A 13,317-nucleotide genomic window follows, 5' to 3' on the forward strand; every position below is an offset into this window, starting at 1 on the left:
GTTTGATGTTACAATGGGGTTTGTAGAATTTTGCTGAAATATATTACATAGAGTGGTATTGCTTATGAGAAAGCATAAGTAAACTACCTTCAACAAGGATGACTAAGTGAAAATGAAGGATGTCTTTTATTTTCAGATGTACAGAAAAGTATTTCGAAAAAAATCATTAAGTATTGGGTGATAAATAATGATAAAAATGACGAATGTTTATAAGGAGTACCCGAATGGTATGAAAGCCATTGCTGGTCTTACAGTTAACATTAAACAAGGTGAGTTCGTATACGTAGTTGGACCGAGTGGAGCCGGAAAATCTACATTTATTAAAATGATGTATCGTGAAGAGAAGCCATCTACAGGATCAATTAATGTAAATGGACTTGTTATTGAAACATTGGCAGAAAGAGATGTTCCATATTTTCGTCGTCAATTAGGCGTAATTTTCCAAGATTTTAAATTACTACCTAAATTAACGGTATATGAGAATGTTTCGTTTGCTTTAGAAGTAATTGAAGAAGAACCAGATGCAATTCGTGAGCGTGTAACAGAGGTTTTAGGTCTTGTAGGTCTTGAAGATCGTGCAGATGCAATTCCAAGTGAACTTTCAGGTGGAGAGCAACAACGTGTTGCGATTGCAAGAGCGATTGTAAATCGACCAAAGGTTGTAATTGCCGATGAGCCAACAGGTAACTTAGATATTGAAACAGCTCTTGATATTATGAAGATTTTTACTCGCATTAATGAGCGTGGTACAACAATTGTTATGGCGACGCATAATGCAGATATCGTAAATACAATCCGTCATCGTGTAATCGCGATTGAAGGCGGAAAAATTGTTCGAGACGAGATTGAGGGAGGATACGGATATGAAGGCTAAGACCCTTAGTCGACATTTGCGAGAAGGTGTAAAGAATCTATCACGTAACGGATGGATGACATTTGCTTCTGTTAGTGCAGTAACAGTTACATTATTACTTGTAGGTGTCTTTTTAACAGCGATTATGAATATGAACCATTTTGCGACGAAAGTAGAGCAAGATGTAGAGATTCGTGTACACATTGATCCAGCTGCGAAAGAAGCTGATCAAAAGAAATTAGAAGAAGATATGAGTAAGATTGCAAAAGTAGATTCTATTAAATATTCTTCTAAAGAAGAAGAGTTAAAACGTTTAATTAAAAGCTTAGGTGATAGCGGAAAAACGTTTGAGTTATTTGAACAAGATAACCCACTTAAAAACGTATTCGTTGTAAAAGCAAAAGAACCAACAGATACAGCGACAATCGCGAAGAAGGTTGAAAAAATGCAGTTTGTCAGTAATGTTCAGTACGGAAAAGGGCAAGTTGAACGATTATTTGATACTGTAAAAACTGGTCGTAACATTGGGATTGCGTTAATTGCTGGTCTTTTATTCACAGCAATGTTCTTAATCTCTAACACAATTAAAATTACAATTTATGCTCGTAGTACAGAAATTGAAATTATGAAACTTGTTGGTGCAACAAACTGGTTCATTCGTTGGCCATTCTTGCTAGAGGGGTTATTCTTAGGAGTATTAGGATCAATTATTCCAATTGGCCTAATTCTAGTTACGTATAATTCGTTGCAAGGTGTGTTTAACGAAAAACTTGGCGGAACAATTTTCGAGCTTCTACCATACAGTCCTTTCGTATTCCAATTAGCTGGTTTACTAGTGTTAATCGGTGCGTTAATCGGTATGTGGGGAAGTGTAATGTCAATTCGTCGTTTCTTAAAAGTATAAAAAGTTGCAAACATAATTCGTACAAGCTTATCATATAGTAGAAATAGGTAAAGGCATCACACACTGTGTGATGCCTTTTGCTACACCACCTGTGTGTTTTGGAAAGGGGAATTCCGCATTGAAACGTAGAGTTGCAATTATTGGAATGGTTGTTGCATTTTTAATTGGTGCTGGCGGAATGTTTGCAGGCATGTCTGTATTTGGGGTTAACCCAGCAGAAGTAACGCAAACAATTTCGAGTGGGAATGCTAGCACTGCGCAAGGGAATTTGGCAAAAATTAATGAGGCGTATGCACTAATTGATTCACGTTATGTGGAAGACGTGAAAGATGAAAAGTTAGTTGAAGGTGCAATACAAGGCATGTTGTCTACGCTGAAGGACCCTTATTCCACGTATATGGATAAAGAAACAGCCAAACAGTTTAGTGAATCGCTTGATCCTGAATTAGAGGGGATTGGGGCTGAGGTGAACAAAACGGACGATAAGCTTATTATCGTATCACCAATTAAAGGTTCACCAGCAGAAAAGATAGGAATTAAACCGAATGACCAAATTTTATCTGTAGATGGAAACAGTGTGAAAGACTTATCACGTGAAGAAGCAGTATTAAAGATCCGTGGTAAAAAAGGAACGACTGTCGCAATTGAAATTAAACGTGCGGGAGTAACTGATCCGATTGTATTTAAAATTAAGCGTGAAAAAATTCCGATCTTTACAGTGTTTAGTTCTGTGAAGCAAGAGAGCGGAAGAGATATCGGTTATATGCAAATCACTTCTTTTGCTGAAAATACAGCGAAGGAATTTAAGGATCAGTTAAAAGAGTTAGAGAAGAAAAATATAAAAGGCTTAGTTATTGACGTGCGTGGTAATCCTGGTGGCTATTTAAATAGTGTAGAAGATATACTGGGAGAAATTATGACGAATAAAAAGCCGATGCTACAAGTAGAGCAGCGAAATGGTGAGAAGAAGAAATTCTCTACGGAACTGAAAGAGAGAAAACCATATCCAATTTCAGTATTAATTGATAATGGAAGTGCTTCTGCTTCAGAGATTTTAGCTGGTGCACTGAAAGAAGGAGAAGGATACGATTTAATTGGTGAAAAGACATTTGGTAAAGGTACTGTCCAGCAAGCTGTTCCATTTAAAGACGGCAGCAACATTAAATTAACGATGTTTAAATGGTTAACACCGGATGGGAACTGGATTCATAAAAAAGGAATCGCGCCAACAGTAGAAGTGAAGCAACCAAATTATTATCATGCGACACCAATTCAAATTGAAAAAACACTTTCATACAATTCAAATGATGTACAAGTAAAACATGCTCAAGAAATGCTTAAGAGCTTAGGATATGTACCAGGTCGTGAAGATGGATACTTTAGTAAAGAGACAGAATCAGCGCTGAAAGCATTCCAAAATGCGAATGAAATGGAAGCGACAGGACAGCTTGATAAAAAGACAGCTGAAGCGATTCAAACTAAAATTATTGAAAAAATCCGTTCTGGAGAAAATGATCTACAATTACAGTCAGCATTAAAATTAATGGCAAAATAAGAAGAAATACAGGCAGTTTGCTGCCTGTATTTTTTTGTGTTAAACAAACGTTTGTTTAGTTATGATAATATAAAAAGAAAGAATGATATAAATGGTGGTGAATGAGTTCGTGGAGTCGTGGATTTTTGAAATAATGCGGGCAGTTGGACGTTTTTTCTTACACCCTGCTGTCTATATATTTGTAATAAGTAGTATCTTCGTTGGATACTTACGTATGTTAAGAGAACGAAAAGATTTTTCTTTTAAAGTTTATGATATTTGGTTTGAACTGCGAACCTCTCTATTTGCAGGGATTGGATACGGATTAGTAGTATCTATTATTACGATTGGGCTTGGACTTGTTGTTTCTAAAGCAAGCTTATGGGCCATTTTAATTTGGACATTACTATTTGGATTAACGGCTATGTATCGATATTTATCGGCGGCTTATACATTTAGCGTTGCGATTGTATGTGTTCTATTATCTTCTAAGCTACCAGTTTCCTTCTTACAGCTTCGAGAAGGTGAAGAGAATACCATTGTATCCCTTGCTATTTTGCTAGGCGTTATGCTTATTGTAGAAGGCTTATTGATTTCTAAAAACGCAGTAGGATATTCTACACCGAAGATTAGGAAGGGGAAGCGTGGATTAAAGATTGGTTTACACGAATCAAAGCGTTTATGGATCGTTCCTATTTTTATTCTTGTACCGGGTGATGCGGTAACGCAGTTTATTTCATGGTGGCCTGTCGTTTCAATAGGTTCAAATACATATTCTCTATTTCTCGTTCCATTTTTAATTGGATTTATGAGAAAGATTAAAAGTTATGAGCCGACGGAAGCTTTATTATTTACAGGAAGACGTGTTTATGGGTTAGCAGGACTTGTGCTCGTTTTAGGAATCGCAAGTTACTGGTGGCATGTACTTGCAATTATCGCGATGGGAGTCGCAATGCTTGGGCGTTTCACAATTTCGATGCAAGAGAAAATTACTGATGAAACAAGACCAGCGTATTTTGCTGCACGCAATGATGGGCTCGTTGTACTAGATACAATCCCAAATACAATTGGAGCAGAGCTAAAATTACTACCTGGAGAAATTATTACGAAAGTAAATGGAGTCATTCCAAAAAGCGCCGAGGAATTTTATGATGCGCTTCAAACGAAGACGACAGGAGCATTTTGTAAATTAGAAGTATTAGATACAAATGGTGAGCTTCGTCTTGCACAAACTGCATTATATGCTGGTGGACATCACGAATTAGGTATTGTATTCGTTGAGCAGGAGCATGAGTGGGATTCGGAAGCGATGTAATAGAAGGAATGGTATCACCTTGTGGTGGTACCTTTTTTTGTTTGGGGGGAGGGTAGTTAGTAAATGAAATTTATATCGGCGATTATTTGAATATATCGACTCTCTGGAAAAAATGACAAATACCAAAAATCTTATTTTTAGTTTCATAGACGGATAACTTGAATAATTATTTGATAATGGTTATCATTTAGAGAGTCTTTTTAATTTTGGAAAATGGAGGTAAGATATGCTGCGTAAATTTTTTTCTTACTATAAACCGTATAAAGGTTTATTTATACTCGACTTTTCTTGTGCGGTTGTCGCAGGATTACTAGAACTTGGCTTCCCGCTTATCGTAAATCAATTTATTGATAAGTTATTGCCAGGACAAAACTGGACGCTTATTTTATGGGCTTGTTTCGGTTTACTTGCAGTGTATATATTAAATGCAGGCTTACAATATGTTGTTACATATTGGGGACATATGCTTGGTGTTAACATTGAAACGGATATGAGGCAGAAATTATTTGATCATATTCAAAAGCTATCATTTAGATTTTTTGACAATAATAAAACAGGTCATTTAATTTCACGTCTTACAAACGACTTAATGGAAATTGGGGAAATTGCTCACCATGGACCAGAAGATTTATTTATCGCTATTATGACTTTAGTTGGGGCATTTTCATTTATGATGATGATCAACTGGAAGTTAGCGCTATTAACGTTCTTCGTCATTCCATTCTTATTATGGTTAGCACTTTACTTCAACAAAAAAATGACAGGTACATTTAGACGTTTATTCTCAGACGTTGCTGATTTCAATGCATGTATTGAGAATAATGTTGGTGGTATTCGCGTAGTACAAGCATTCGGAAATGAAAAGTTTGAGAAAGAGCAATTTGCTGTTAACAACGCTCGTTTCCGCACAACGAAATTAATGGCGTATAAAATTATGGCATTAAATTCATCGATTAGTTATATGCTCATGCGTCTCGTAACACTCTTCGTCTTAATATGCGGTACATGGTTTGTTCTGCAAGGTGAATTAACGTACGGTGGATTTATTGGATTCGTTCTATTAACGAATATTTTCTTCCGCCCCATTGAAAAAATTAATGCGGTAATCGAAAGCTATCCGAAAGGGATCGCTGGTTTTAAGAGATATGTAGAGCTTCTTGAAACAGAGCCAGATATTGTAGACTCTAAAGGTGCGATGGAAGTTAAACATGTACATGGTGATATTCAATATAACAACATTACGTTCGGATATGAAAATAAAGAACCGATTTTAAATGACATTAGTTTGAACATACATGCAGGTGAAACGGTTGCGTTCGTTGGACCATCAGGAGCTGGAAAAACAACGTTATGTAGTTTACTCCCACGTTTTTATGAACAATCGTCTGGTTCAATCCAAATTGATGGTATTGATACGAAAGATATGACATTATCTTCACTTCGTAAACAAATTGGAATTGTGCAGCAAGATGTGTTCTTATTCTCAGGAACGATTCGTGAAAATATTGCTTACGGAAATTTAAAGGCGTCAGAAGCTGAAATTTGGCAGGCGGTAAAACGTGCGCAGTTAGAAGACTTAATTTACTCACAACCAGACGGTTTAGATACCGTTATCGGTGAGCGTGGTGTGAAACTTTCTGGTGGACAGAAACAGCGTCTAGCGATTGCTCGTATGTTCTTGAAAAACCCACCAATTTTAATATTAGATGAAGCGACTTCTGCATTAGATACAGAGACGGAACTAGCGATTCAAAAATCGCTTGCAGAACTATCTGTCGGCCGTACAACATTAGTTATCGCTCACAGGCTTGCAACGATTAAAAATGCAGATCGTATCGTCGTTGTAAATAAAGATGGTATTGCAGAACAAGGTTCGCATGAGGAACTAATTGAGCAAGGCGGAGGATACAGCCGATTATACGAAGCTCAGTTCAGTTCATAAATATAATTTCTGCTGAATTAGTGCACCATAAGTAAGTGAAAATCTTATATGGGAGGCTATAAAGCATGATTGTAACAACAACGTCTACAATTCAAGGAAAAGAAATTATTGAGTACATCGATATCGTCAATGGAGAAGCGATTATGGGCGCGAATATCGTTCGTGACCTTTTCGCTTCTGTTCGTGACGTTGTCGGCGGCCGCGCGGGTGCTTATGAAAGTAAATTAAAAGAAGCGCGCGACATCGCAATGGAAGAAATGAAAACTTTCGCAAGACAAAAAAATGCGAATGCAATTGTTGGTATCGACGTGGATTACGAAGTAGTTCGCGAAGGGATGTTAATGGTTGCGGTGAGCGGGACTGCTGTCCGTATATAAAAGTGAAAAAGCCGTGCTGATGCACGGTTTTTTCACTTTTATTAATGCTATTCTGTGTCGAATTTCCAATATTTCTTGGGAAATGCGGAAGGCCTTGTCGATATATAGGGAAGACATTAGAGCGCTTCTTTACATTTTCGGATTTGAACTAATAATGTTTCGTATTCTTGTTCGAGAGATGTGATGTCATCGTGATGATTTGGTATGGAAATTCGGCCGATGATTTCTGTTAATTTTGTTTGTAATCGTAATAATTCTTGTTCAGTAACGTTTACAGAATCCCCGGTTGTTCTTTTTGTGTATTGCTCGTAATTACCATGGAATATTCTTGGTTCACTCTCATCTACTTGTAGAATATGGTCTGCAACAGAGCGAATAAAGGCACGGTCATGGCTAATGAAAAGTATTGTGCCAGGGTATTCTTGTAACATAATTTCTAATTCTTCTTGCGTTGCTAAGTCTAAATAGTTTGTCAAACTTATTTCTGTTCGCTATTTTTGAATTTATTATTATACAATTGTGCTTTTGCCAGCGCCTCAGCATCGTTTTGGATTTCATCTAGTCCATTCGCATCCCCAATAATATATCCTTCAAATGATGAACCAACAAAATCAAAGATGTATTGAAACTGAGCGATAAGCGGCAATGCTTTCAGTTTAGGATTGTCTCCGCCAACGATGACAACATACATTTTTTTGCCTTTCATTTTTTCTTTGAAATGAAGAGATGTATCGCGCAAGCTTTGTGACCAACGATCGACGAAGTTTTTCATATGTCCGCTCATTCCGTACCAGTATAGCGGTGTAGCAAAGATAATTGTGTCGTGCTCTAACATGCGTTTCGTTAACTGCTCATAATCATCATTTACAGGTTGGAATCCTTCTGCATCATGACGTTGGTCTGTAATAGGATGGACTGTATGGTCTCGCAAGTGAATTTGTTCTGTTTCAATGCCCTCTATCATCATATGTGTTAAAGCTTCTGTATTTCCGTTTTGTCTTGAACTGCCATGTATAACAAACATGTAATCATCCCTTTTCTTTTGCTTGTTTTAGGAGTGAAACGTGTTTTTGCAAATTTGTTTGGATGTTGGAAAGCAATGAGATTTGCTTTGTTACTTCATTGAGCTTATCTTCATAAAGCGTAAGAATGCTGCTGCACGGATTGTCGTATAGGTGCGGTTCAATTGCAAGGCAACGCAGCATCCTTGCCGTCTCTTCTAAATTTAAGCCAATTTGTAAGTACATTTGAATAAGTTCTACTTTTTCGATGGCACTTTCATTAAAATCACGGTAGCCATTTGCGAGGCGCTTAGAAGGGAGTAGTCCCTTTTCTTCGTAATGTCTTAGTGATCTTTCACTAACGCCAGTTTCTTTTGATAATTCTCCAATTCGCAATGTGTTTCACTCCTTTTACATGTATTGTAAACCTTCACACTAATGTGAAGGTCAATGCTGTTTTTTCGCAAAAGAGTCTACATGATTTAAAAACACCTGAATGGCTTTAGACGGGATGAAGTATTTGCCGCGCACGATGGAGAATGGACGGATGAGTTGTTCATTTGGAACTTCGACGTGGAATAGCTCTTTTGCCAATAGCTCTTTTCGTACAGTCCAATCAGAAAGTATAGCGATGCCAAGTCCGGCACTAACTGCTTCCTTAACGCTTTGGATACTACTAAATGTAAAGAATCGTTTCATTTTCAAATGGTGTTGATGAATAAAGCGGTCACTATAAGCACGTGTACCAGAACCACTTTCTCTTAATACCCATACTTGATCTTGGAGTGTACTTTCATTTATTTCATTTGTGCGGAGCAGTGGATGATTTGGCGGAACGACGAGCTTCATTTCATCTTGCATAAACGTTTCAACGTCAACGTCGGCGAATACGACTTGCCCTTCCACTAAGCCGATATCGATTTGATTAGAGCGAAGGCTTTGTAAAACGTCTTCTGTATTTGAGATAAAGGTATGAACTTCGACGTGTGGATTTTCATTCGCATAGTTAGCCAGTATTTTTGGAAGTAAGTATTCGCCAATTGTGAAACTAGCACCGATGCGAAGAGTTCCTGTTACAACGTTATGTAATTCGTTAATTTCTTGTTTGGCTTCTTCGTAAAGAGAGAGCATTTGCTTTGCATGTATATATAGTATGTTTCCAGCCTCCGTCACTTGGACGTGCTTTGGGGAGCGCTGAATAAGAGTAGTGCCAAATTCGTTTTCTAAGTTGCGTATATGCATACTTACGCCAGGTTGTGAAAGGTTTAATAATTCTGCTGCACGTGAGAAGTGTTTCTGTTCAACGACAGTAACAAATATTTTTAAAATGTCTACGTTCATGTAATGGGCTCCTTTCTTTTTCTATCATCTTATCATAAGTATTTCTGATGATAGAGATTCAATATTGATATTAAACTTATTATAGAAACTCTCTTATAATGTAAGTAGAAAGAACATGCATGTTCCAATACGATTATTGGAGTGGTTCAAAGTGGAACAAACACTTGTTATACAAAAGAAGAAGGGCTTTGGATTTTCGCAAGGAATTGGGATTACATTATTAATCGCAATTGCCGCGAAATATTTAGCAGAGCTTCCATTTTTAAATATTATGGGACAATTAGTAATTGCTATTCTAATTGGGATGGTTTGGCGAGCAGCTATCGGAGTTCCACAAGAAGCGATAGCTGGAACGAATTTCGCGAGTAAGAAGTTACTTCGCTTTGGGATCATCTTACTTGGAATGCGATTAAATCTTGTTGATATTGCGAAGGCAGGGCCGAAAGTATTGGTCATCGCTGCGGTTGTTATTGCATTTACGATTTTCGTTGTATATGGACTAACGAAAGTATTTAAAGTAGAAAAGAAACTCGGAATTTTAACAGCTTGTGGAACAGCAATTTGCGGTGCGGCAGCGGTCGTGGCAATTGCACCGCAAGTGAAAGCAAAAGATGACGAAACAGCAGTTGGAGCAGCGATTATCGCAATTTTAGGTACTATATTTACGCTTATTTATACGTTATTATATCCAGTGCTTGGTTTATCTCCATACGGTTACGGTGTATTCTCAGGTGCGACGCTTCACGAAATCGCTCATGTCATCGCAGCTGCGGCGCCAGGAGGAAGCACGGCTGTAGATATCGCAGTTATCGTGAAGCTAACGCGCGTTGCAATGCTTGTGCCAGTAGCGATTTTAATCGGATTATGGTTTGGTAAGAGTGAAGGTAGCGAGGAAAAAAGATCATGGCGCGAACTTCCAATTCCGTGGTTCATCTTCGGGTTTTTAGCAATGAGTGCAGTGCATTCGCTTGGGATTATTCCAGAAGTTGTTGCGGGATACATTGTTGTCATTGCTTATATGCTAATCGCAATGGCGATGGCGGGGCTTGGTTTAAATGTAGAGTTTAAAACGTTCCGTAAGTTAGGAAGTAAAGCATTCGTGGCGGGGCTGATCGGCTCGGTTTGCCTTTCTATTCTTGGATACGTTCTTGTATATGCGTTAGGATTTATGTAGTAGGACGAAGAAGCTGTTCCAAAAGATATTTTGGGACAGCTTCTTTCTTATGCTTATAGTGCTATCGATGTCGATATATTAAAAAAACGCTGATATAAATTGAATTACTCTTGTACTTCGTTAGAGTAGATGTTCAGTGAAACGTTTTTCTAAAATTTGTAAAGATATCTTTGCTTAAAACTGGAAAATACTTATAATTCAAGTAAAGATATCTTTACTTTTGAAGGTGGATTCTATGGGTGTGAAAAATATAATAAAAGAATTAAGAAAGCAAAATCATATAACGCAAGTTGAAATGGCAAAGGCGATGCAGGTGACGCGGCAGACGATCGTGGCGATTGAAAATCATCATTACAACCCGAGTCTAGAGCTATCCTTAAAAATCGCCAAATATTTTGGAGTGAAGGTGGAGGAAATCTTTACGCTGGAGTAAGGAGAAAGAAAATAACTGACAAGCTTGAGAGATTTCAATTAAATTAAACGTTTAAATATATAAGGATTGGTTTTGGTTTATTAATAAGTATGGCATCAACGAGCGTGTTAGCAACAAAGAATAATAGATAGAAAAAGGGGAACTGGGATGGAATTACCGGTGTTATGTGTCGCTACAGCTATATTTGCGCTTCTTTGGGGAATGCAAAACTTTTCTCGTAATCCAGTGCCAAGTATTTGTATTATGATTGGTACTGTAGGTTTAACGTATTATTTATTAGTATTAGCCCATTATCATAAAACGGCAACGAGTGTTGTTGTTGGAGCACTTATTTTATTTTGTGGGCGCGCCATACAAAAGGGGTTATTTCCATAAAAGCTGTTTATACACTTTGTATAAACAGCTTTTTGTATTTTTTTACAAATTACTTGAAAGTTACGTAACGTCATCTTTTATAATGAAGGGGAAGAGGTGATGGTAGTGATTTCAATACAAGAATTGACGAGAGAAACAGGGGTTACAGTACGTACATTACGTTATTACGATCAAATAGATTTGTTAAAGCCGAGCGGGAAAACAGAAGGTGGGCATCGTTTATATAGTGAAGTTGACGTAATAAGGCTGCAACAAATTTTATTTTTAAAGGAAATGGGATTTTCATTAAAAGAGGCTGCGAATATGTTAGTAAAAGGTGAGCTTAACTTAAAGGATTCTCTTGAAAAACAACTTCGGTTTGTACAGGAAGAACAAAAGAAATTTAATCGAATGGAGCGTGTTTTACAAGCTGTTGTTTATTCGGTAGATGTGGAGGGAGATCTTGATTGGAAAGTTATGTTTGAACTTATTCAGCTTTCGAAACAGTCTCCTCGTATACGTGAAATATTCCAAAATGAAGTGTTTTCAAAGGAAGAACAAAAGTTGCTTCACAATTTGCCGAATATGAGTGAAGAAGATCCGAATGTTTTAGAATGGGTAGATTTATTAAAGCAATTCCGTACTTTTATGAAGGAAGGTAAAGAAGCTGCTAATGATGAGGTACAAGGGGCAACGAAAAAATTAATGCAGAAGTGTTTAGAAATGGCTAATGGTGACGAAGCATTTTTAGATAAGTTATGGGAAGTTAGAAAATCGAAGGAAGATTCACAGAAAATGAGCATGTATCCAATTGAAGAAGAACTTTTAATATATATGGATGAAGCTTTTCGTATTTATGATGAAAAGGAGAAGGATAAATGAGTATACTCGCAGAATATCGTTGGTATTTTTTAATTGGGGCAGAAATTGTATTTTGGTTATCAGCTATCGGTTTCTTTTTACTCCGTTACGGATTCCGTTTGAAAAAGGCGAGCTTTATTATGGGGATTGTACTCCTCGTAAATGAAGTGTTTATTTTAACATTAGGGGTAGTGGACTATTATCAAACAGGAAAGTTCTCTAATTTTCAAATCATTACTGTAATTATTTTATTGTATGCAGTTTTCTACGGGAAAAAGGATTTGAAGAAGCTGGATATATTTGCGCAAAAGCTAGTTGCGAAATGGCGTAATGAACCAGCGCCAATTATGGAAGAGCACGTAGAATTAACAGGTATGGCCTATGCGAAGCAGGAAATAAAAAATTGGGTATTACATCTTGTTTTATTCGTTGGTGTGCACATATTCTTTTTCTTTGCGTATGGATTTATTTCGTTTGAACAATGGGGTAATTGGTTAGAATCGGGAATCGTTTTAAATAAAGCTGCAAGTCGCGTGAGCCAAGTGTGGGCAATTATATTTTTAGTTGATACAGCGATTTCATTTTCATATGTGATTTTTCCGAAGAAGGAGAAAGGAAAAGAAAAGCTACTTTCATAGTTGAAAGTAGCTTTTGGGTATACAAATAATTTTTATAGGAGAGGATGACAATAGGAAAAAGAATCAGTTTTATATGTCTATTTCTCTTTAGTTTAGTAGCATGTGCACCATCTAACACTACAATTAACAAGAAGAATGATGTCATTGTAAAGGGAACCAGGATTTCCAATCTAGATAAATTCGAGCAGTTCGTTTGGAATGTGGAACAAGGGAAAGTTGATGAAATAAGAATTGTACAGTATACCGATGAAGGTGACCCGGTTTTTCAAACGTTAGAGCATAGTGGGAAAGATATCCTTTATGTGTTAGATAGTAGACAAGACAAATTTGCTGGTGAGGATAAAAGGTTATATAAAGATAGCTGTAAAAGGATTGTTAAAGAGCAGCGTGAATCGCAAACGGCTTATAGGTTAATAGACTGTGTGAATGAAAATGGGCGCAATGGATATGACTTAGTATATGTACCTAAAAAATAGAGTTAGTAGAGGAAGGAAGTATTTACTCCTTCCTTTTTCTATGTGTATATTGTCGAAAACTTTACCGAATATCTGTTCGTTTTTTTAGGTTTTTTATAGGTATTCGTGGTAAAA

General features: G+C 37.1%; 16 protein-coding genes. 12 read left to right on the forward strand and 4 right to left on the reverse strand.

Features of this window, described 5'->3' with window-relative positions:
* Window positions 1–187 precede the first annotated feature (187 nt).
* The 6 genes from ftsE to ASE54_RS27635 all read left to right on the forward strand — a co-directional run bounded on the left by ftsE (window position 188) and on the right by ASE54_RS27635 (window position 6,925).
* Entirely contained in the window at window positions 188–874 is a 687-nt protein-coding gene (gene ftsE, locus ASE54_RS27610) for a cell division ATP-binding protein FtsE (protein WP_000594331.1), read from the forward strand.
* Window positions 864–1,757 carry a permease-like cell division protein FtsX gene (gene ftsX, locus ASE54_RS27615; protein ID WP_000645028.1) on the forward strand — a complete coding sequence of 298 codons (894 nt, stop codon included), beginning with the start codon at window positions 864–866 and terminating at the stop codon, window positions 1,755–1,757. The genes ftsE and ftsX overlap by 11 nt, the downstream gene beginning before the upstream one ends.
* A gap of 70 nt (window positions 1,758–1,827) precedes the next feature.
* On the forward strand, window positions 1,828–3,312 hold the full coding sequence (locus ASE54_RS27620; protein ID WP_002083587.1) for a S41 family peptidase: 1,485 nt from the start codon (window positions 1,828–1,830) through the stop codon (window positions 3,310–3,312).
* Window positions 3,313–3,403: 91 nt separating this feature from the next.
* Window positions 3,404–4,606: a PDZ domain-containing protein gene (locus ASE54_RS27625; protein WP_003255226.1), complete on the forward strand. Its 1,203-nt coding sequence runs from the start codon at window positions 3,404–3,406 to the stop codon at window positions 4,604–4,606.
* Window positions 4,607–4,832: 226 nt separating this feature from the next.
* Window positions 4,833–6,548: an ABC transporter ATP-binding protein gene (locus ASE54_RS27630; protein ID WP_000944606.1), complete on the forward strand. Its 1,716-nt coding sequence runs from the start codon at window positions 4,833–4,835 to the stop codon at window positions 6,546–6,548.
* Between the two features lie 65 nt (window positions 6,549–6,613).
* A complete protein-coding gene (locus ASE54_RS27635) occupies window positions 6,614–6,925 on the forward strand; it encodes a heavy metal-binding domain-containing protein (protein ID WP_000637523.1) in 312 nt (103 codons plus the stop codon).
* Window positions 6,926–7,041: 116 nt separating this feature from the next.
* On the opposite strand, the gene ASE54_RS27640 is transcribed toward ASE54_RS27635, so the two are convergent.
* The 4 genes from ASE54_RS27640 to ASE54_RS27655 are packed head-to-tail and all read right to left on the reverse strand — an operon-like array spanning window position 7,042 to window position 9,267.
* Complete coding sequence (locus ASE54_RS27640) at window positions 7,042–7,401, reverse strand: hypothetical protein (RefSeq protein ID WP_000186323.1); 360 nt, start codon at window positions 7,399–7,401, stop codon at window positions 7,042–7,044.
* A 2-nt stretch (window positions 7,402–7,403) separates the two neighbouring features.
* Window positions 7,404–7,949 (reverse strand): flavodoxin family protein, encoded by a 546-nt coding sequence (locus ASE54_RS27645; protein ID WP_000497616.1) that lies wholly within the window; start codon window positions 7,947–7,949, stop codon window positions 7,404–7,406.
* Window positions 7,950–7,953: 4 nt separating this feature from the next.
* Window positions 7,954–8,322 carry a MerR family transcriptional regulator gene (locus tag ASE54_RS27650; protein ID WP_001219215.1) on the reverse strand — a complete coding sequence of 123 codons (369 nt, stop codon included), beginning with the start codon at window positions 8,320–8,322 and terminating at the stop codon, window positions 7,954–7,956.
* A gap of 51 nt (window positions 8,323–8,373) precedes the next feature.
* Complete coding sequence (locus ASE54_RS27655; protein ID WP_001100014.1) at window positions 8,374–9,267, reverse strand: LysR family transcriptional regulator; 894 nt, start codon at window positions 9,265–9,267, stop codon at window positions 8,374–8,376.
* A gap of 151 nt (window positions 9,268–9,418) precedes the next feature.
* Between ASE54_RS27655 and ASE54_RS27660 the strand changes: the two genes are divergently transcribed.
* The 6 genes from ASE54_RS27660 to ASE54_RS27685 all read left to right on the forward strand — a co-directional run bounded on the left by ASE54_RS27660 (window position 9,419) and on the right by ASE54_RS27685 (window position 13,203).
* A complete protein-coding gene (locus ASE54_RS27660; protein WP_000438421.1) occupies window positions 9,419–10,441 on the forward strand; it encodes a YeiH family protein in 1,023 nt (340 codons plus the stop codon).
* 235 nt (window positions 10,442–10,676) lie between these two features.
* Entirely contained in the window at window positions 10,677–10,874 is a 198-nt protein-coding gene (locus ASE54_RS27665; RefSeq protein WP_000538356.1) for a helix-turn-helix transcriptional regulator, read from the forward strand.
* A gap of 147 nt (window positions 10,875–11,021) precedes the next feature.
* Entirely contained in the window at window positions 11,022–11,249 is a 228-nt protein-coding gene (locus ASE54_RS27670) for a hypothetical protein (protein ID WP_000422656.1), read from the forward strand.
* Between the two features lie 99 nt (window positions 11,250–11,348).
* On the forward strand, window positions 11,349–12,110 hold the full coding sequence (locus ASE54_RS27675) for a MerR family transcriptional regulator (RefSeq protein WP_000260349.1): 762 nt from the start codon (window positions 11,349–11,351) through the stop codon (window positions 12,108–12,110).
* Complete coding sequence (locus tag ASE54_RS27680; RefSeq protein WP_000025208.1) at window positions 12,107–12,727, forward strand: hypothetical protein; 621 nt, start codon at window positions 12,107–12,109, stop codon at window positions 12,725–12,727. The genes ASE54_RS27675 and ASE54_RS27680 overlap by 4 nt, the downstream gene beginning before the upstream one ends.
* A gap of 44 nt (window positions 12,728–12,771) precedes the next feature.
* On the forward strand, window positions 12,772–13,203 hold the full coding sequence (locus tag ASE54_RS27685) for a DUF4362 domain-containing protein (protein ID WP_000151993.1): 432 nt from the start codon (window positions 12,772–12,774) through the stop codon (window positions 13,201–13,203).
* Window positions 13,204–13,317 lie beyond the last annotated feature (114 nt).

Source organism: Bacillus sp. Root131, assembly GCF_001429475.1.
Taxonomy (GTDB): domain Bacteria; phylum Bacillota; class Bacilli; order Bacillales; family Bacillaceae_G; genus Bacillus_A; species Bacillus_A thuringiensis_S.

Coding starts and splice junctions, on each gene's coding strand:
- ftsE (WP_000594331.1), top strand. CDS start 188: ATGATAAAAATGACGAATGTTTATAAGGAGTACCCGAATGGTATGAAA.
- ftsX (WP_000645028.1), top strand. CDS start 864: ATGAAGGCTAAGACCCTTAGTCGACATTTGCGAGAAGGTGTAAAGAAT.
- ASE54_RS27620 (WP_002083587.1), top strand. CDS start 1,828: ATGCCTTTTGCTACACCACCTGTGTGTTTTGGAAAGGGGAATTCCGCA.
- ASE54_RS27625 (WP_003255226.1), top strand. CDS start 3,404: ATGGTGGTGAATGAGTTCGTGGAGTCGTGGATTTTTGAAATAATGCGG.
- ASE54_RS27630 (WP_000944606.1), top strand. CDS start 4,833: ATGCTGCGTAAATTTTTTTCTTACTATAAACCGTATAAAGGTTTATTT.
- ASE54_RS27635 (WP_000637523.1), top strand. CDS start 6,614: ATGATTGTAACAACAACGTCTACAATTCAAGGAAAAGAAATTATTGAG.
- ASE54_RS27645 (WP_000497616.1), bottom strand. CDS start 7,949: ATGTTTGTTATACATGGCAGTTCAAGACAAAACGGAAATACAGAAGCT.
- ASE54_RS27655 (WP_001100014.1), bottom strand. CDS start 9,267: ATGAACGTAGACATTTTAAAAATATTTGTTACTGTCGTTGAACAGAAA.
- ASE54_RS27665 (WP_000538356.1), top strand. CDS start 10,677: ATGGGTGTGAAAAATATAATAAAAGAATTAAGAAAGCAAAATCATATA.
- ASE54_RS27670 (WP_000422656.1), top strand. CDS start 11,022: ATGGAATTACCGGTGTTATGTGTCGCTACAGCTATATTTGCGCTTCTT.
- ASE54_RS27675 (WP_000260349.1), top strand. CDS start 11,349: ATGGTAGTGATTTCAATACAAGAATTGACGAGAGAAACAGGGGTTACA.
- ASE54_RS27680 (WP_000025208.1), top strand. CDS start 12,107: ATGAGTATACTCGCAGAATATCGTTGGTATTTTTTAATTGGGGCAGAA.
- ASE54_RS27685 (WP_000151993.1), top strand. CDS start 12,772: ATGACAATAGGAAAAAGAATCAGTTTTATATGTCTATTTCTCTTTAGT.